The organism is Mesorhizobium tianshanense, from assembly GCF_007830515.1.
Taxonomy (GTDB): domain Bacteria; phylum Pseudomonadota; class Alphaproteobacteria; order Rhizobiales; family Rhizobiaceae; genus Mesorhizobium; species Mesorhizobium tianshanense.
The window spans coordinates 45,353-62,348 of the sequence record NZ_VLKT01000002.1 but is presented as its reverse complement, the minus strand read 5'-3'; the positions used below and the strand labels follow the sequence as shown (position 1 = coordinate 62,348).

The following is a 16,996-nucleotide window of genomic DNA, read 5'->3' as shown; positions in this document are numbered from 1 at the left end:
CCGGTCGGCGTTTGGCAGCGGTACGAGGAGGCCACTATGTGCCAGCGCCGGCCGGCCGACCCCACGGACCCAGGAGATGCGGCGGACCTGAATCATGGGGTATTTTTCGGATCGACCCGGCGATCTACCCTCGCGCCGGTTCCGTCACTGGCCTGCACATTCGCGCAACGGCTTACGAAAATCAACAATTTCTTAACCAAGCCCGCCGAATCGCTTGCATTAAGGTAAATTCGTAACCCTGTCGCACTGACTGAATAATTGGGCGTCGGCGCCTGCCTCTGAACTAAGGTCTGTTGAGATTCAGGTCAGGCCGAGCCGGTGTCGAAGACGGGCGCGAAGCGACCGAACAGGTGGTTCCGAGAACTGGAACGGAGCGTACGTTCGGGTACGCGAGTACTGGAAGCGCAGGAAACTGCCAGTTGCAGGCCAGCCTCACCTGGATATCAACGGACCTTACGCCGCCTTGGCGACCACACGATTGCGGCCGGCGCTCTTGGCTTCGTACAACGCGAGGTCGGCGCGTTTCATCAGCCCGGCAACCGAGTCCAGGCCCTTCAGCACCGAAGAAACACCGACGCTGACGGTGACCTCGATCGTCTCGCCCGCGTGGCCGACGGCAAACGGCATCTGGGCGATTTCCGCACGAATGCGCTCCGCGACCTTTTCGGCGACCGCGCCGTCCGTGTCCGGCATGACCACGACGAACTCCTCGCCACCGAAGCGGCAGGCGAGATCGATTCCGCGCACATTCTTGCGCAGCCGCCGCGCGAATTCGCGCAGCACGTCGTCGCCGCCATCATGGCCATGCGTGTCGTTGACGGTCTTGAAGCGGTCGAGGTCGGTGATCATCACCGACAGCGGCCGCCGCCGTGCCACGGAGCGATCGAACAAGGTCTGCAGATGACTGTCGAGGTAACGGCGGTTGTGCAGTCCCGTCAGGGCGTCGGTCACCGCCATCTCGATGGTCTGGGTGACGCTGGCGCGGAGCTGGTCGTTGTAGCGCTTGCGGCGCACTTGAGTGCGCAGCCGGGCGGTCAGCTCCTGCTGGTCGATCGGCCGCATCAGGTAGTCGTTGATGCCGAGTTCGAGGCCGCGGATGATGCGCCCTTCCTCGCCCTCCTGCGCCAGAAGGATGATCGGCAGGAAACGGGTGCGATCGAGCGAACGCAGTTGCGAGCAGAGCCTGAGCGGATCGAAATCGGCAAACGCCGTCGAGATCATCACGCATTCATAGGGCGTCTCGGCGGCCTGGAAGAAGCCGGCATGCGGATCGGTGGCGATGTCGAGGTCGGCGCTGCCGCGCAGCATTTTCTGGACGCGCTCGAAGGAAGATTTGCGCTCGTCGATCAGCAGGACTTTGGGCGTGATGTCTTCGGAAGCGAAGTTGCGGCTCAAAAGCTCCTCGATGCCGATGTTGCGCGTGGTCGAGGCGCGCAGGCGCAGCTCGTCGGTCAACGTCTTCAGCCTGACCAGGCTTTTGACGCGCGTCATCAATTGCAGATCGTTGACAGGCTTGGTCAGGAAATCGTCGGCCCCGGCCTCGAGGCCGCGCACCCGGTCCGAAACCTGGTCGAGCGCGGTGATCATGACGACAGGGATGTGCGACGTCGCCGGATCGCTCTTCAGCCGCCGGCAGACCTCGAACCCGTCCATATCGGGCATCATCACGTCGAGCAGCACGACGTCGACCTTGCCGTTCTCGCAGGTCTCGATCGCGTCCAGCCCGTTGGTGGCGGTCAGCACATCGAAATATTCGGCAAGCAGCCGGACCTCGAGCAACCTCACATTGGCAGGGATGTCGTCGACGACGAGGATCCGTGCAGTCATCACAAAGCTCCGGCTCGGCTGGAAGGACGCATCAGGCGTCGCCCAGGTAGGATTTGATGGTTTCGATGAAACGCGGCACCGAGATCGGCTTGGAGATATAGGCTTCGCAGCCACCCTGGCGGATGCGCTCCTCATCGCCCTTCATCGCGAAGGCGGTGACCGCAATGACCGGGATGACATGGAGGTCATCGTCCTCCTTCAGCCATTTGGTCACTTCCAGCCCCGACACTTCGGGCAGCTGGATGTCCATCAAAATGAGGTCCGGCCTGTGCAGCCGCGCCAGATCCAGCGCTTCAAGGCCGTTGCGCGTGCGGACCGTCTCGTAACCGCTCGCTTCGATGAGGTCACGAAAGAGCTTCATGTTGAGCTCGTTGTCCTCGACGATCATGACCTTCTTAGGCATCAAATTCCCGTCCCGGCCCGCCTTCCGCTGGAAGGTTGCCGTCATGCGCCCTCGCCGGCACGCACCAAACCCTGCTCGACGCTACGGCAATATAATTGACGAAACGGAAACCGGCTGCCGGAAAAGCTTCGGATTTCACCTCGAACACAGCATTGAAGAGGTAGATGGCTTGCCGCAGGCGGCGCTTGCGATTACTGCCGAAAAGAGACTCATTTCCACCGCACAAGAAGGTAGTGATGGCAAACGCAGCGTCAATGCGTGAGGAAGCGGAAACCATTGCCGTGAAGGCGCTGGGCTTCGTCGCCGCCGATCCGGAACTTCTGCCCCGCTTCCTGGCGATCACCGGCATCGAGGCGCATTCCATCCGCCAGGCAGCCGGCGAGCCGGGATTTTTGGCCGGCGTTCTGCAGTTCATCCTCGCCCACGAGCCGACGCTCATGCGGTTCGCGCAGGAAACCGGCACGCCGCCGGCTTCCGTCGGCAAGGCGCTGCGGGCGCTGCCGCTTGGCAACGACGATCATGAGCATTCCATATGAGCGACGATCCCGAAACAGCGCGGCAAATCGAGGAACTGGCCGCCGACGACCGGCCGCTGCTGGTGCTCGATGTCGACGATGTCGTGCTCGAATTCATCCACTGGCGTGAAGCCACACCGAAGATCGCGGCAGCGCTCGGATTTTGATCAAACGCTTAAGGCTGGAGCTTCGTTCCGGCTCCGCCGTTATCGCCCGCGGTAGCATCACTCGGGTCAGTAAGGGGACCGCCCTGGACGGCATCGGCCGGCTTCAGCATGGCGCCGTTGACCGTGATCGAGCCGTCGGCCTTGGCGTTGATGACCCATTCCATCCGGCCATCCGGCAGCGTCTTGCCAAACCCTTTGACAGCCAGCACCACCGGGAAATATTGCGCGGCTTCCGGCTCCGACTTCGCCGCGGTCTGCAGGCTTTCCACGATCTTGTCGTAGCCGGCGATATCGATCGTCACATTTGCCTCGGGCTTCATGCCGGGGAACGTCATCTCCCCTTCCATCGCGACCTCGATGTCGCTGTTCTTCATGGTGCTGTGCCCGATGACGGCCTTCGGCGCTTTGGCCATGAAATCGGCGGTCAGCGTGTCGCCGAAGCCGACCGGCAGCGGCGGATTCTGGTTGAGATCAAAGGCCTCGATCGCTTTTCTCGCCATGCTGTCGAGATCGATGTTGGCGCCGCCGAAATTGAGATCGATGTCAGTGGGCAGCAATGTGGCTGTCCAGCCCGGCAGAGTCTGGGGCAGGGTCAAACCGGAGGCCTTGATTGCATAATCGAGCTTGCCGTTCTGGGCGACGCCGTCGGCCCCGAATGAGGTGCTCAATTGCGCCGCGCCGAAATTGCCGCCATATGTTTCAAGGGCGAAGTTCTTGAGTATGTAGGTGCCGTCGATCCGTTCCCACAGCGGCAGTGCGGCGAGCAGAAGAGCTTTGAGTTCTCCCTGATCGGCTCTCAGTTGAGCCTCGTCTTCGTGGGCCACGCCAAATGCCAACAGATCAAGAAGCGGCTTTGTCCGCATGGCTTTGGCGCTCACATCCACGGCTAGATCCGACGCCTTGAATGCCCCTGCAACCTTCATTCCGATCGCGGGATCATTGATCTTGATCGTCTCGACGAAGCCGGCCGACGCCTGCGTCACGGTAAAATCGACGCCGCCATTGGCCGACCTGGTGGCGGCAAGCTTGGAAGTGCTCGAGCCGACACTCAAATCCGTTTCTTGCTTGGCACTACGCGACGTCATTGTCATGCCCGACAACGAACTGGAGCCGTTGGCAAACGCCGCCAATTCGGGGTCATAGACGCCGGTGAATTTGCCGTCCTTGATGACGAATTGCGTGCTTTGCTGGCCGTCCGGCCCATTCATCTCGAATGACGCGCTGGTCGAAAAATCGGAGAAGACGTTCCAACTGCCGTCGCTGAGCGGTTTGACCAGCAGCGTGTAAAGCGGGAAGTCGAATTTCGGCAGATCCTGCTTCGGCAGCTTCGCTGCAAGCGCCCTCAAATCGAAGCTGATCTTGTAAGCATCGCCTTCGACCGAAACCGCCAAAATGCCTTTGTCGATCGCTTGCTTGCCGACATAGCGGGACAGGTCTTCGGAGAGTTGCTTCGCGCCCTCGCCATCGACGGTCTGGCCGAAGGCAGGCGCGCCGAGCGCGAGAACAAAGACGGTTGGCAAAACACGGTTCACGCAGACTCTCCGTTGCTATTCTTGTGGTGGAAAACTCCAACAGCAACCGTAAGCAGAAACGGGCGAGGCGCAATCCCTCCTTGGGGCGCTAGATCCCCGGTTGGCGGCGCCGAGTTTCGACCCCGAGCTTCACGTCGCTTTCTTCTGCGAGACGGCACAAGCAGCGCGGGCATTGAGCAGGCCCCAGCCGAAGACGGCGTCCTTGCCCGGCGCGCCGAGATCTTCCGCCGACTTGCCAAGCGCGTCGTGAATGTCGGCCGCGGTGGCGTTGCTGTTTGCCGATTTCATCAACGCCGCCGCGGCGGCAACAAACGGCGCCGCGAAGGAGGTGCCGGTCTTCGGCCGCGCGCCGCTGACCGAGGCGGCCGTCCACACTTCGACGCCGGGGGCGGCCAGGTCGATATGATCGCCACGCCCGGCACGCCTGTAGGGACGTTTCCTGCGGTCCACCGCCGTCACCGCGATCACATCCGCATAGGCCGCCGGATAGGCAGGTCCGGCCTTTGGACCGCCATTGCCGGCGGCGGCGACGATCACCATGCCGCGTTCGGCAAGTTTTCGGACAACCTGCTCGAGAAGAGCATTCGCGGGACCCGACAGGCTCATATTCGTCACCTGCACCCCGCGCACGGAAAGAAGATCGAGCGCGCGAAGAAGATCATAGACATCCGAGCGGTCATCCTGGCGATCGCCCCGGTGAAACGCATCGACTGCGATCAGCCTGGCGTGCGGCAGGAGGCCCGGCGTGCGGCTGTCGGCGCCGCCGACGAGCAGCGCCGCGACGGCCGTGCCGTGCTGGCGGCCGGACTCGGGAAGGCCGTCGTCCGACAGGCGAAGAACTTCGATCCGGCCTTTCGCGAAGGCGGCATGCGCCGGATTGATCGCCGTGTCGACGAGGCCGATCGTGACGTTGCCACCGCAGCCGGCGGGAAGGCCAGTAACGGCCGGCCATCCGATCAGGCCTGCGGCGGCGCAGTGGGGGCCGGCACATTCGACTTCCTGTCCGGGCCGGTAGTAATGCACGAAATCTGCTGCCGACTGCGGAGCGGCGTCGATGACACGATCGCGCGCAGCCTCCAGCGGCATATTGGGTGGTATGCGCAGCCGGATCAGCTCCGACCCCAGAAGCTGGATATCGGCGCGGTCCAGGACGGTGAAGCCGGTTGCCTGAAGCCGACCGATTTCAGCCGAACTCAGCCCGGTCGCCACGATCTGGTCCGGCGCCCGAGACGGCAAAGGGACGGCGGGACGGCGCACGCGCCTGCCGCCGCGTCTTGGCGGACGCGGAAGAAACCGATCCGTCAGCGTGCGAAACAGGTTTGGTCCGGTCGACCTGCGGGGAATCGTTCCCGACCCATCAGACGAGCGGGATTGACCGCCACCATCGTCACCACCGCCATCGTCATCGGCGAACGCCGGTTTTGGTCCGAACTCTGCGAGCGTCAGCTGGTCGCTCGGCACCTGAGGATCGACCATTAACGCGACGGCTATCCACAAAGGCAGCAGGGCTTTTGGTCTCAGCCATGAGGTAGCGCCCATAGTCTCCTCACATTTCCGGCCGTTGCCGATTTTCAACAATCGCGAGGCTAGCGGACTTATCCGGCAATAAGCTAGCTTTGCGGGGAACGGGCGCGGGGCCGCTTTATTCCAGAACTTGGAGCAACATGCCGGAAAAAACCGACCGCGTCCAAGATCAGCTTGTCGCTTTTCTCCCGAATCTGCGCCGGTTCGCGATTGCGCTATGCCGGTCCCGCGACATGGCGGACGATCTCGTTCAGCGAGCCTGCGAACGGGCGCTCGCCAACGAGCAGCGTTTCGAGCAAGGGACGCGCTTCGACGCGTGGATGTTCAAGATCCTCCGAAATCTGTGGATCGATGATATCCGCAAGCGCAAGGTCGCCGGCCCGCAGGAAAACATCGACGAGCGCCATGACATCGCCGGCGTTTCCGGTGAACGCGAGATGGAGGCGCGGCTGGCGCTGAACAGCGTGGCGCAAGCTATCGGCGAGCTCGCCGATGATCAGCGTGATGTGCTGCTTCTAGTCTGCGTCGAAGAGCTTTCCTACAAAGAAGCCGCGGAAGTCCTTGCCGTGCCGATCGGGACAGTGATGAGCAGGCTGGCCCGGGCGAGGAAGAATCTGGCGGAGGCGACTGGAATATCCACCGCGCCCACCCGTTCTGCGGTCATAAAAGGGGTTAGGAAATGACCGAAGAGACTTTTTCGGACGAGATCCTGATGCGGTTCGCCGATGGTGAGCTTGATCCGGACATGGTCGCCAGGATCGAGCGAGTGATGGAGATCGACGACCGCCTGGTTACCAGGGTTGCTATGTTCATCGAAACCAGGACGCAGGCGCAGGCCGCGCTGAAGCCGCTGCTCGACGAGCCGGTTCCCGAAAAACTCGTCGCCGCTGTCGAGCAAATGATCGAGGCCAAGCGCGCCGGCGAGAGGGTGGCGACGGTATCGGTATTGCCCTTTGGCAGGGGGCGCATAGCGAGACCTCCATCGAGGTCTCAATGGATGCTGCCGATTGCCGCCTCTCTCGCGGCGGCCGTCGTCGGCGCGCTCGCCGGGTATTGGGCAGCAGGTACCAATGAACGCACGCGGGGCGGGTTGTGGGTTGCCGGCGTCATCAGGCCGGCCCTCGCCCAAGCCCTTGCAACGGTCGAATCCGGGAAGGAAATCAGGCTCGCCGGGATCAGCGACCGGTTCCGGGCCATCGCCACGTTCCGCAACGATTCGCGGGATTTGTGCCGCGAATTCGAGGTCGACTCCCAGGACCGCTCCACGGTGGTGTCGGTCGCCTGCCGTTCCGGCGACGAATGGCGCGTCAGCTTCGCCGTCGTGGCGCCCGGCGACGCCGGAGGCTATGCCCCGGCCTCGTCGACCGAGGCCCTCGACGCTTACCTCTCGGCGATCGAAGCAGGCGCTCCGATGTCAGCCGAGGAGGAAATTAAAGCGCTGGCCGAGGTCCGTCAGAAGGGCGCGAAGTGAAGCTGCGACGGGCCGGCTTTCTCTGAATGGAATAAAGCCGGCGATCGCCCGTTACTCCGCCGGACCGCAACTGCCGGTCCAGTCTGAAAAAGGAGTAACCACCATGACAAGACACTGGAAACTCAAGTCGGCCCTGGTCGCAGGAATGGCAGCGCTCGCAAGCACCGCGGCGCAGGCCAAGGAGTATCCCGCGGCGTCCCTGGAAACCAAGCGTCCGCCGGCAGCGATGACCAGCCAAAGCGACGGTTCCTTCATCGTCGCGGGCAACAGTTCGTCAAATTCGAGCTCCAATTCGTCGAGCAATTCGAGTTCGAACTCGTCGTCCAACAGTTCATCGAATTCCAGCTCCAATTCGTCGAGCAACTCGAATTCGAATTCATCGTCGAACAGCTCCTCGAATTCGAGCTCGAACGGTTCGGATCGCGGTCCACGCAGCTGGCGGTTCCGGTAGAGCATCGAACTCCAGAGATAGAGCGGCGGCACGCTTCGACTTAGAAATCCGCCGCTCTAGCAATTCACAAAAAAACGGGGGCTTAGCGGCCCCCGTTTCGCATTCTTCTCCGGGAAAAAGTCTAGCGGGCCGCGCGGGCCCATTTGCGATACCAGCCTTCGCCCGCAATCGTGTTGCGGTAGACCGTTTCGCGCTCCGTCGCCTCGGCTCGGGTCTCCGCCCGGATTTCTGCCTTGAGTGCCGCACCTTCGCGGCGAAACGGTATGACCTGGACGAGCGGCGTTCCCTTCTCGACGACGTAGAGGCCGTCTGGCGCGGTCGCGAAGAACGGAAAATGGATGTGGGCTGCATAGGTGTCGGTATCGACGATGCCGGCGACGCATTCGAAAGGCTGAGCCGGCCTGTTGAGCGGCGGCAGAAACAAGGAACTCCAGCCCGGCGGGGTACGGATCGACCAGTAATTGTGAAATTTGCACGGGGGCCCTGGTTCCTTCGGGTTGCCGGCGACCTGATGGGCGCCATGATTGCTCACCATCACCCTGTCGAACTCCCAGCCGGCATCGACGGCGCGGCCGCCATTCTTGATCTCAAGGCGGACGGTCGCCGCGAGCGGCAGGATCCAGCCGGTTGTCATCGCATCGAGAAACGGCATGCAGCGCTTGACGGTCAGGCCATTGTTGGTGGCCGACGCATGCTGCGAATCGACCGCCGGCAATTTGCGGAACCAATCCGGCAGGACCGTCTTGGCCGCAACTGGCGGCGCGATCACGCCATGGTCTTCCGGCCGGCGGAGAAACCGGATCGAGCGAGAGGTCTGGGAAAAATGAAACATCGATGGCCTCCATGGAAAATCCGGGGAGGAACGGACCGCAGACGGATTTATTCCTGCAGACCGCATTGTAGCTATAGCACCAGCCGCATCAGCGGCCGGCCTGCCTTGCGCTCGACCAGCCTCTCGAAGCCGGCTTTCTCGAAGACCCGCGACGAACCGACGAACAGCCCAATCGAGCGCGAATCCTTCGACAGGTCGATCGGACATGCCTCGATCAGCCGCGCACCGTTCTGGCGGGCAAACTCGATGCCGCCCGCGACCAGCCGGTGCGTCACGCCCCTGCCGCGCGCCTTGGTGCGGATGAAGAAGCAGGAGATCGCCCAGACCCCCGGATCGAAAGCGTCGGCGGGATCGACCGGCGCCGACCCCCTGCCCTTGTTGTTCCATTCGGGCACATCGGCGCGCGGGCCGATCTGCATCCAGCCGACCGCCTTGCCGCCCTCGAACGCCAGCAGCCCAGGTGGTGGCCCGTCCTCGATCCGCGCCTTGATATGGTCCTTGTTGCGCTCCCGGTTGCTGGCGCGGCGCACTGCCGGCGCCAGCCGGAAATGTGTGCACCAGCAGCCGTAGCAGGCGCCCTGCTTGCCAAAAAGATCCTCGAAATCCGCCCAAAGCTCGGGCACCAGCGGCGCTATGGTCGTATTCATGAGCTCTCTCGCGGCCCGCCGCTTGTCGCGGCGTCCGTCCTGACGTACCATTGCATTTGTTCTCTTTATGTTCGCAGCGATGGCGGCCCCTGTCAACAATCCCGATCACGGTTTTTGCCGCGACTGCCTGACCTTCCAGCGCAGCGAGACACGGCGCTGCGAACGCTGCGGCAGTCCACGGCTTGCCCGCCATCCGGAGCTCTACCGGCTGCATCTTGCCCATATCGATTGCGATGCGTTTTACGCGGCGGTCGAAAAGCGCGACAATCCGGCGCTGAAGGACCGGCCTCTGATCATCGGCGGCGGCAAGCGCGGCGTCGTCTCCACCGCTTGTTACATCGCCCGCATCCACGGCGTGCGCTCGGCGATGCCGATGTTCAAGGCGCTCGAAGCCTGCCCGGAAGCGGTCGTCCTCCCGCCGGACATGGAGAAGTATGCGCGAGTCGGCCGCGAGGTGCGCGCCATGATGCAGGCGTTGACGCCGCTGGTCGAGCCGATCTCGATCGACGAAGCGTTTCTGGACCTTGCCGGCACCGAACGCCTGCATGGCTTGCCGCCCGCGGTGGTGCTGGCGCGCTTCGCGCTCGGCGTGGAGAAGGAGATCGGCATCACCGTCTCATCAGGCCTTTCCTACTGCAAGTTCCTGGCCAAGGTGGCGTCGGACTTTCGCAAGCCGCGCGGCTTTTCGGTGATCGGCGAGGCCGAGGCGGCCGGCTTCCTGGCCGAGCAGCCGGTGACGCTGATCTGGGGTGTAGGAAAAGCCTTTGCCGCCACGCTCGAACGGGACGGCATCCGCATGATCGGCCAGTTGCAGCGTATGGAACGCGGCGACCTGATGCGCCGCTACGGCGTGATGGGCGACCGTCTCTACCATCTTTCGCGCGGCCAGGACGACCGCCGGGTCCATCCCGACCAGGATGCCAAAAGCGTGTCGGCGGAGACCACCTTCGACACCGACATCGCGTCCCTGGATGAATTGGTTTCCGTGCTGAGGGCGCTGTCTGAAAAAGTCTCGGGGCGGCTGAAGAAAGCCGGCATTGCCGGGCGCACCGTCGTGCTGAAGCTGAAGACCCGGGATTTCAAGACCCGCACGCGCAACCGCCAGCTCGGCGACCCGACACGGTTGGCCGACCGGATTTTTTCGACCGGGCTCGAGCTGCTGCGCAAGGAGGCGGACGGCACGAAATACCGGCTGCTCGGCATCGGCGTCAGCGACCTCTCGGATGACGAAAAGGCCGATCCGCCCGATCTCGTCGACGTCCAGTCACGCAAGCGCGCCATGGCCGAAGGCGCCATCGACACGCTGCGCGACAAGTTCGGCCGCAAGGCGGTGGAGACCGGCTACACCTTCGGCAAGGGCCGCAATGCCCACCCGCCCGAGCCGATCGAGGACTGAGACTACATATTGCATAGGGTGTGTTGAGATTCAGGTCAGGCCGCGCCGAGAATGTGGGTTCCGAGAACCGGAGCGGAGCGTACTTTTGGGTACGTGAGCACCGGAAGCGCAGGAAACCGACGTTCGCAGGCCGGCATCACCTGAATATCAACATGCCCTAGTCAGATGCGTCGCAGATCGATCCGGCTGGTCGTCACGCTTTCGCCGGTCTTCGGGTCGACGTCGATAACAGTCAGCCGCATGCCGTCCTCACCGTTCTTCTCAACCGTCATTTGCGCCTTGCGATCGCCGTTGACCTCCTTCGCCCAACGGATGCCGAGATTGATGGCATTGCCCGAGCGGCTGCCGCTGAGCTGCGCCGGCCCGGTGCGGGATCCGAGATAGGTGCCGGTGTACTTCGTTCCGCTCGACTTCAGATCGGCACTGATGGCGCGCGTCACCACGACAAGGCCGCGGCAGGTGCCGTCCAGCGACAATGAACTCGATGTCGCGTCGGAATTGAAGCGGCAGGAGACGTTCACCGTCGGCGCCTCGGTGGTGACCTTGACGGTCCCCTTGCCGGCGAAATTCCCCTCGAACGAGCGGAGAAAATCGGCTTCGTCGGCATGAGCCGCGCCAGCCGCAGCCGCCAGGCAGCCGGCAAGTACAAATCGCGCGAATGATTTCATCGAATCTCTCCTCGTTGAGATCGAAAACAAGGGACTTCCTGCTAGGGTTAAACACTGGGAATCAACGCCTCCCGCTGCGGCAGGTTCCGCCTTCGACATGACCGTTTTGCAACGCGCCGCTTCTGGCCCAGCCGAATGCGCCGACTAGCGGTTGCGATCACAGTCCCGGCTTGCGACATAGCGCGCATGACACCCTCGATCCCCAAAGCCGCGTTCTGGATGGCGCTGTCGGTCGCATCGTTTCTGACAATGTCGGTCGCCGGCCGCGCCACGACAGCCGAGCTCAACGTCTTCCAGGTGTTGGAGCTGCGCTCGGTGATCGGCTTTTTCATCCTCCTGCCGCTGGTGATGATGTCGGGCGGCTTTGCAGCGATGCGCACTGAGCGCCCCCTGGCCCATATCGCCCGCAATGTCGTCCACTATGTCGGCCAGGCGGCGTGGCTCTACGCCTTGGCGCTGATCCCGCTGGCCGTGCTGATCTCCATCGAATTCACGACGCCGATCTGGACGGCCATCCTGGCGGTCGGCTTTCTTGGTGAAAGACTAAGCCGGCCGAGACTTGCGGCGATCGTGCTCGGGCTGATCGGCGTGGTGATCATCGTCCGGCCGGGCATCGGCTCCGTCGACCCGGGACATGTTGTCGTGCTGGGAGCCGCGGTCTGCTTCGGCATATCCGTGGTCCTGGTCAAATCGCTGACGCGGACGGACAGCGTCGTCCGCATCATCTTCTGGATGCTGGTCATCCAGTCGGTGCTCGGCCTTGCCCCGGCGCTCTACGAATGGCGCAACCCGCCGCTCGAACTGTGGCCGTGGATCCTGCTGATCGCCTTCACCGGCATGTCGTCGCATTTCTGCATGGCCCGGGCGCTTGCCTATGCCGACGCCACCGTCATCTCGCCGATGGATTTTCTGCGCGTGCCGTTGTCGGCGCTGATCGGCTGGCTGCTCTACCAGGAGCAGATCGACGCTTTCACAGCCGGCGGCGCGTTGCTGATCCTGATGGGCAATCTGCTCAATCTGCAGAAGAAAGCGAGCAAACCGGCGGAAGTGGCAGCGTCCTGATTTAGCCCCGCATTTCAGTCGCCGTCGTCGGGTATCTTGAGTGCGTGCCCGCAGGCCTTGCAGTGGACGGCGTCGGGCTCGTGCCGCTGAAGCCCGCATTGCGGGCAAGGAAAAAAGACCTTGGCAGGACGGAAGAGCGCCCGCGCAAGCCTGACGAACAGCGATATGCCGATGATCATGGTGACGATCGAGGTCAGCTTGCCTGATATCCCCGGCAGGACGATGTCGCCGAAACCGGTCGTGGTCACCGTGGCAACGGTGAAATAAAGCGCGTCGACATAGCCCTCGACACCGGCCCCGGTGCGGAAGAAGAAGGTGTAGACGAAGCCGGTGACGACAAGGAGGAATGTCAGGAGATTGATGACCGCGTGGCTCGCCTCGCGCCATTTTTTGAGGCCACGCATCTCGAAAAACCGCCACAGCGCGCCGCTGCGCGACAGCGACCACAGCCGCAATATGCGCAGAAAACCCAGATTGGCCAGCGCCGTGGGCATCAGCAGCGTCAGCAGGATGAAGGCATCGACCCACGACGTCGGCTGTTTCATCAGGCGCAGCATGTCGTTGGAGGCAAGCAGCCGGGCAATCATGTCGGCGGCAACAAGGGCTGCCACCGAATAATCGAGCCAGAGGAACGAGGGCGATTCCTGGAGCACCGGTGTGGCGATGAAGAAGGCGATGATGGCAAGGTCGACGACAATCGCGGCCAACTGAAACCGGAAAGCCGCCGGCGTGCGCCCGTGATAAAGCTTGCGCAACGTATCGCGCAGCCGTGCCAAGGCTGAAGAATCCCGCACTCCGTCCCTGTCTGGCGCCTTCATGACGACTGCGATAACGCTCGTGGCGGCGGCCGTCCAGTGCTGCCACCGCAAGCGACGGCCTTGCAGAGCGATGGTTGGGCATCGCGACTACGGTGGATCCTGACCCTAGACAAGCTCCACTTCCACCACGCCCGGCACCGCGCGCATGGCCGATGCGATCTGTGGCGAGACGCGGTAACGGTTGGGCAGTTCGATCTCGACCTCGCCCTGCGCCTCTTCCTTGATGACGATAATGCTCACCTGACTGTCGCCACGCTGGGTAAGCTGCAATTGAATCGCAGTCGCCGGTTGGTCGTTTCTGACAAAGATGCGCAGGGCCTTCTGGATGCGGCTTGCCTCGTCCTCCAGCGACTGCACGGTCTGAATGCGCAAATTGACGCCTTCGGGCCTGTCCTCGGCCGAAACGGTGATCACCACCGAACGGCCGGGCTCGAGCAGGTCGCGATACTGCGCCAGCCCCTCCGAAAACAGCACCGCCTCATACTGGCCTGACGTGTCGGAGAACTGCACGACGCCCATCTTGTTGCCGGTGCGCGTCTTGCGCTCCTGCTTGGTGGTGACGGTGCCGGCAAGCCGCCCGGCGGCGGCACCGCGCTTGACGGCGGCCGAAAACTCACCCCAGGTCTGAACCCGCATCTTCTGCAATGCCGCCTTGTATTCGTCGAGCGGATGGGCCGAGAGATAGAAGCCGACCACCTGGAATTCGCGGTGCAGGCGGTCGGCGGCGAGCCACGGGTCGGTCGCCGGCAGGTTGAGCGCCTGCGACTGCGCGCCGAGCGAGGCGCCGAAAATGTCGTGCTGGCCCGACATTGCATTCTGCTGCGCCAGCGACGCCAGCCCCATCATCCGCTCGACGCCCGCCATCATCGCGGCGCGGTCGTGGCCGAAAAAGTCGAGCGCGCCGGCCATGATCAGGCTTTCGAAGACGCGCTTGCCGACGATCTTCGGGTCGACCCTTTCGCAGAAATCGGCGAGGTTCTTGAACGGTTTTTCGCCGCGCATGGCGACGATGTGCTCGACCGCCGCATCGCCGACACCCTTGAGCGCGGCCAGCGAATAGAAGATCCGGTTCTCGCCGACCTCGAAGGCGCGGAAACTCGTCATCACCGACGGCGCCACCACGTCGATGCCGAGGCGCAGCGCGTCCTGGCGGAAATCGGCGAGCTTGTCGGTGTTGCCCATGTCGAGCGTCATCGACGCGGCCAGGAATTCGACCGGGTAATGCGCCTTCAGATAGGCCGTCTGGTAGGAGACGACCGCATAGGCGGCGGCATGCGACTTGTTGAAACCGTAGTCGGCGAATTTCGCCAGCAGATCGAAGATGAAGTCGGCCTGCGGCTTGCCGACGCCGCGCTCGACCGCGCCCGAGACGAAGCGCTCGCGCTGCTTGTCCATCTCGGCGCGGATCTTCTTGCCCATGGCGCGGCGCAGCAGGTCGGCTTCGCCGAGCGAATAGCCGGAGAGCTCCTGCGCGATCTGCATCACCTGTTCCTGGTAGACGATGACGCCTTGCGTCTCCTTCACCAGATGGTCGATCTTCGGGTGGATCGACGCCATCTCCTCCTCGCCATGCTTTCTGGCGTTGTAGGTCGGGATGTTCTCCATCGGCCCCGGCCGGTAAAGCGCCACCAGCGCGATGATGTCCTCGATGCAGTCGGGGCGCATGCCGATCAGCGCCTTGCGCATGCCCGCACTTTCCACCTGGAACACGCCGACCACCTCGCCGCGCGACAGCATGGCGTAGGTGTCGGGGTCGTCGAGCGGAATGTGGGCGAGATCGATCTCGATGCCGCGGCGGCGGATCAGCTTGACCGCGGTCTCCAGCACCGTCAGTGTCTTCAGGCCGAGGAAGTCGAACTTCACCAGCCCCGCCTGCTCGACATACTTCATGTTGAACTGGGTGACGGGCATGTCCGAGCGCGGGTCGCGGTACATCGGCACCAGCTCCCACAGCGGTCGGTCGCCGATGACGATGCCGGCGGCGTGCGTCGAGGCGTGGCGGTAGAGCCCTTCCAGCTTCTGCGCCATGTCGAGCAGCGTCTGGACGATCGGCTCGCGCTCGGCCTCTTCGGCAAAGCGCGGCTCGTTGGCGATGGCGTCGGCGAGCTTGACCGGATTGGCCGGGTTCGACGGCACCATCTTCGACAGCTTGTCGACCTGGCCATAGGGCATCTGCAGCACGCGGCCGACATCGCGCAGCACCGCGCGGGCCTGTAGCGTACCGAAGGTGATGATCTGGCCGACCTGGTCGCGGCCGTATTTCTGCTGGACGTAGCGGATGACCTCCTCGCGACGGTCCTGGCAGAAGTCGATGTCGAAATCGGGCATCGACACGCGGTCGGGATTGAGGAAGCGCTCGAACAGCAGCGAGAAGCGCAGCGGATCGATGTCGGTGATGGTCGTCGAATACGCGACCAGCGAGCCGGCGCCCGAGCCGCGGCCCGGCCCGACCGGAATGCCTTGCGCCTTCGCCCATTTGATGAAGTCGGCGACGATCAGGAAATAGCCAGGGAATTTCATCTTCTCGATGATGCCGAGCTCGAAATCGAGCCTCTCGCGATATTGTTCGACCGTGTAGCCGGGAGTCGGGCCGTGCGCGGCGAGCCGCGCCTCCAGCCCCTCATGCGCCTGTCTGGCAAGCTCCTGCGCTTCCGCCCTCACCGCCGCATCGGCGTCGTCGACATCGCCGCCGGCGAAGCGCGGCAGGATCGGGTTGCGCGTCTTGGGATAGTAGGAGCAGCGCAGCGCAACCTCGACGGTATTGTCGATCGCTTCCGGCAGGTCGGCGAACAGCTGAGCCATATCGGCCTGGCTTCTCAGGAAATTATCGGGCGACAGGCGGCGGCGATTGTCGGCGGCGACGACCGAACCCTCGGCGATGGCGATCAGCGCGTCATGCGCCTCATAATCATCGCGCGAGGAGAAAAACGCCTCGTTGGTGGCGATCAGCGGCAGGTCATGGCTATAGGCGAGGTCGACGGACGATTGCTCGATGGCCTGGTCATAACCGGCGACCCGTTCCAGCTCGACATAGAGCCGGTCGCCGAACAGTGCCTTGAGCGCCAAAAGCCGCGTCTCGGCGAGATCGCGGCGGTCCTCCTTCAAGGCGTTGCCGATCGGGCCGCGCGGCCCGCCGCTGAGGCAGATCAGGCCGTCGCAATGGCCTTGCAGCATCTCTGTCGTCAGATGCACGGCCTCGCCGGGCGGCGTTTCGAGATAGACCCGGCTGACCAGCCTGACCAGATTGCTGTAGCCGGACTCGGTCGCTGCGATCAAAACCACCGGTCGCATTTCCGGACCTTGCCGCCGGCGGTCGCGCTGGCTGTCGCTGGCTTCGCCGGAAAAGGCGAGAGAGGTCTGGCAGCCGATGATCGGCTGGATGCCCTCCTTCACCGCCTTCTGCGCGAATTCGAGCGCGCCGAACAGATTGTTGGTGTCGGTGACGGCGATAGCCGGAGACTCATCCTTGACCGCATGGCCGACGATCGTGCCGAGCTGCAAGGCGCCTTCGAGCAGCGAATAGGCCGAATGCACGCGCAGATGGATGAACGGCCGCGCCGGCGCTTCCGGCCGCGATGCCTTCACAAACGCCTCGCGCCGCAAGGGGTCGCGTGGAAGTGCCTCATTCGCCATGTTTTTTTGCGCCGCTTGAAAGGACTCAGTCGATGAAAATGTATTGTCCG

17 protein-coding genes are annotated in these 16,996 nt (G+C 63.3%); 7 read left to right on the top strand and 10 right to left on the bottom strand.

Going from position 1 to position 16,996, the window contains the following annotated elements; translation table 11 throughout:
• Positions 1–453 precede the first annotated feature (453 nt).
• Together IQ26_RS01765 and IQ26_RS01760 are read right to left on the bottom strand one after the other, a co-directional pair.
• The gene (locus IQ26_RS01765; RefSeq protein ID WP_145712250.1) at positions 454–1,827 is read right to left on the bottom strand and encodes a PleD family two-component system response regulator; all 1,374 of its coding nucleotides are present in this window, start codon (positions 1,825–1,827) and stop codon (positions 454–456) included.
• A gap of 31 nt (positions 1,828–1,858) precedes the next feature.
• The gene (locus IQ26_RS01760) at positions 1,859–2,215 is read right to left on the bottom strand and encodes a response regulator (protein ID WP_281035461.1); all 357 of its coding nucleotides are present in this window, start codon (positions 2,213–2,215) and stop codon (positions 1,859–1,861) included.
• Between IQ26_RS01760 and IQ26_RS01755 the strand changes: the two genes are divergently transcribed.
• The 3 genes from IQ26_RS01755 to IQ26_RS39060 are packed head-to-tail and all read left to right on the top strand — an operon-like array spanning position 2,214 to position 2,912.
• Positions 2,214–2,492, top strand: a complete 279-nt coding sequence (locus IQ26_RS01755; RefSeq protein WP_145712238.1) for a hypothetical protein — start codon at positions 2,214–2,216, stop codon at positions 2,490–2,492. The genes IQ26_RS01760 and IQ26_RS01755 overlap by 2 nt on opposite strands.
• Positions 2,467–2,766: a DUF3572 domain-containing protein gene (locus tag IQ26_RS01750; protein WP_145712211.1), complete on the top strand. Its 300-nt coding sequence runs from the start codon at positions 2,467–2,469 to the stop codon at positions 2,764–2,766. The genes IQ26_RS01755 and IQ26_RS01750 overlap by 26 nt, the downstream gene beginning before the upstream one ends.
• Positions 2,763–2,912: a hypothetical protein gene (locus tag IQ26_RS39060; RefSeq protein ID WP_156090917.1), complete on the top strand. Its 150-nt coding sequence runs from the start codon at positions 2,763–2,765 to the stop codon at positions 2,910–2,912. The genes IQ26_RS01750 and IQ26_RS39060 overlap by 4 nt, the downstream gene beginning before the upstream one ends.
• An 8-nt stretch (positions 2,913–2,920) precedes the next feature.
• Here the strand turns inward: IQ26_RS39060 and IQ26_RS01745 are convergent, their stop codons facing one another.
• Entirely contained in the window at positions 2,921–4,444 is a 1,524-nt protein-coding gene (locus tag IQ26_RS01745; protein ID WP_145712198.1) for a hypothetical protein, read from the bottom strand.
• A gap of 129 nt (positions 4,445–4,573) precedes the next feature.
• The gene (locus IQ26_RS01740; RefSeq protein WP_240546964.1) at positions 4,574–5,653 is read right to left on the bottom strand and encodes a S8 family serine peptidase; all 1,080 of its coding nucleotides are present in this window, start codon (positions 5,651–5,653) and stop codon (positions 4,574–4,576) included.
• A gap of 455 nt (positions 5,654–6,108) precedes the next feature.
• On the opposite strand from IQ26_RS01740, the gene IQ26_RS01735 reads away from it, so the two are divergent.
• Both IQ26_RS01735 and IQ26_RS01730 read left to right on the top strand, forming a co-directional pair.
• Complete coding sequence (locus IQ26_RS01735; protein WP_145712161.1) at positions 6,109–6,651, top strand: RNA polymerase sigma factor; 543 nt, start codon at positions 6,109–6,111, stop codon at positions 6,649–6,651.
• The gene (locus tag IQ26_RS01730) at positions 6,648–7,439 is read left to right on the top strand and encodes an anti-sigma factor family protein (RefSeq protein ID WP_145712137.1); all 792 of its coding nucleotides are present in this window, start codon (positions 6,648–6,650) and stop codon (positions 7,437–7,439) included. Before IQ26_RS01735 ends, IQ26_RS01730 begins: the two co-directional genes overlap by 4 nt.
• Before the next feature lie 51 nt (positions 7,440–7,490).
• On the opposite strand, the gene IQ26_RS39055 is transcribed toward IQ26_RS01730, so the two are convergent.
• The 3 genes from IQ26_RS39055 to IQ26_RS01715 form a co-directional block, all read right to left on the bottom strand.
• Positions 7,491–7,895 (bottom strand): hypothetical protein, encoded by a 405-nt coding sequence (locus IQ26_RS39055; RefSeq protein WP_156090916.1) that lies wholly within the window; start codon positions 7,893–7,895, stop codon positions 7,491–7,493.
• 116 nt (positions 7,896–8,011) lie between these two features.
• Positions 8,012–8,722 carry a DUF6065 family protein gene (locus IQ26_RS01720; protein WP_145712094.1) on the bottom strand — a complete coding sequence of 237 codons (711 nt, stop codon included), beginning with the start codon at positions 8,720–8,722 and terminating at the stop codon, positions 8,012–8,014.
• A gap of 71 nt (positions 8,723–8,793) precedes the next feature.
• The gene (locus IQ26_RS01715) at positions 8,794–9,369 is read right to left on the bottom strand and encodes a GNAT family N-acetyltransferase (protein ID WP_145712069.1); all 576 of its coding nucleotides are present in this window, start codon (positions 9,367–9,369) and stop codon (positions 8,794–8,796) included.
• 67 nt (positions 9,370–9,436) lie between these two features.
• On the opposite strand from IQ26_RS01715, the gene IQ26_RS01710 reads away from it, so the two are divergent.
• A complete protein-coding gene (locus IQ26_RS01710; RefSeq protein WP_145712046.1) occupies positions 9,437–10,765 on the top strand; it encodes a DNA polymerase IV in 1,329 nt (442 codons plus the stop codon).
• A 161-nt stretch (positions 10,766–10,926) separates the two neighbouring features.
• Here IQ26_RS01710 and IQ26_RS01705 read toward each other — a convergent pair whose 3' ends face one another.
• Entirely contained in the window at positions 10,927–11,433 is a 507-nt protein-coding gene (locus IQ26_RS01705; RefSeq protein WP_145712022.1) for a hypothetical protein, read from the bottom strand.
• Between the two features lie 186 nt (positions 11,434–11,619).
• On the opposite strand from IQ26_RS01705, the gene IQ26_RS01700 reads away from it, so the two are divergent.
• Positions 11,620–12,495 (top strand): DMT family transporter, encoded by an 876-nt coding sequence (locus IQ26_RS01700; protein ID WP_145711995.1) that lies wholly within the window; start codon positions 11,620–11,622, stop codon positions 12,493–12,495.
• Positions 12,496–12,509: 14 nt separating this feature from the next.
• On the opposite strand, the gene IQ26_RS01695 is transcribed toward IQ26_RS01700, so the two are convergent.
• Positions 12,510–13,313 (bottom strand): potassium channel family protein, encoded by an 804-nt coding sequence (locus tag IQ26_RS01695; protein WP_145711971.1) that lies wholly within the window; start codon positions 13,311–13,313, stop codon positions 12,510–12,512.
• Positions 13,314–13,418: 105 nt separating this feature from the next.
• Complete coding sequence (dnaE, locus tag IQ26_RS01690) at positions 13,419–16,946, bottom strand: DNA polymerase III subunit alpha (RefSeq protein WP_145711942.1); 3,528 nt, start codon at positions 16,944–16,946, stop codon at positions 13,419–13,421.
• Between the last annotated feature and the right edge of the window lie 50 nt (positions 16,947–16,996).

What these genes read in the sequence shown, in the direction of transcription:
- IQ26_RS01750 (WP_145712211.1), top strand. Translation starts at nt 2,467, where the DNA reads ATGGCAAACGCAGCGTCAATGCGTGAGGAAGCGGAAACCATTGCCGTG.
- dnaE (WP_145711942.1), bottom strand. Translation starts at nt 16,946, where the DNA reads ATGGCGAATGAGGCACTTCCACGCGACCCCTTGCGGCGCGAGGCGTTT.
- IQ26_RS01755 (WP_145712238.1), top strand. Translation starts at nt 2,214, where the DNA reads ATGACCTTCTTAGGCATCAAATTCCCGTCCCGGCCCGCCTTCCGCTGG.
- IQ26_RS01695 (WP_145711971.1), bottom strand. Translation starts at nt 13,313, where the DNA reads ATGAAGGCGCCAGACAGGGACGGAGTGCGGGATTCTTCAGCCTTGGCA.
- IQ26_RS01710 (WP_145712046.1), top strand. Translation starts at nt 9,437, where the DNA reads ATGTTCGCAGCGATGGCGGCCCCTGTCAACAATCCCGATCACGGTTTT.
- IQ26_RS01705 (WP_145712022.1), bottom strand. Translation starts at nt 11,433, where the DNA reads ATGAAATCATTCGCGCGATTTGTACTTGCCGGCTGCCTGGCGGCTGCG.
- IQ26_RS39055 (WP_156090916.1), bottom strand. Translation starts at nt 7,895, where the DNA reads ATGCTCTACCGGAACCGCCAGCTGCGTGGACCGCGATCCGAACCGTTC.
- IQ26_RS39060 (WP_156090917.1), top strand. Translation starts at nt 2,763, where the DNA reads ATGAGCGACGATCCCGAAACAGCGCGGCAAATCGAGGAACTGGCCGCC.
- IQ26_RS01700 (WP_145711995.1), top strand. Translation starts at nt 11,620, where the DNA reads ATGACACCCTCGATCCCCAAAGCCGCGTTCTGGATGGCGCTGTCGGTC.
- IQ26_RS01730 (WP_145712137.1), top strand. Translation starts at nt 6,648, where the DNA reads ATGACCGAAGAGACTTTTTCGGACGAGATCCTGATGCGGTTCGCCGAT.
- IQ26_RS01735 (WP_145712161.1), top strand. Translation starts at nt 6,109, where the DNA reads ATGCCGGAAAAAACCGACCGCGTCCAAGATCAGCTTGTCGCTTTTCTC.
- IQ26_RS01765 (WP_145712250.1), bottom strand. Translation starts at nt 1,827, where the DNA reads ATGACTGCACGGATCCTCGTCGTCGACGACATCCCTGCCAATGTGAGG.
- IQ26_RS01760 (WP_281035461.1), bottom strand. Translation starts at nt 2,215, where the DNA reads ATGATCGTCGAGGACAACGAGCTCAACATGAAGCTCTTTCGTGACCTC.
- IQ26_RS01720 (WP_145712094.1), bottom strand. Translation starts at nt 8,722, where the DNA reads ATGTTTCATTTTTCCCAGACCTCTCGCTCGATCCGGTTTCTCCGCCGG.
- IQ26_RS01715 (WP_145712069.1), bottom strand. Translation starts at nt 9,369, where the DNA reads ATGAATACGACCATAGCGCCGCTGGTGCCCGAGCTTTGGGCGGATTTC.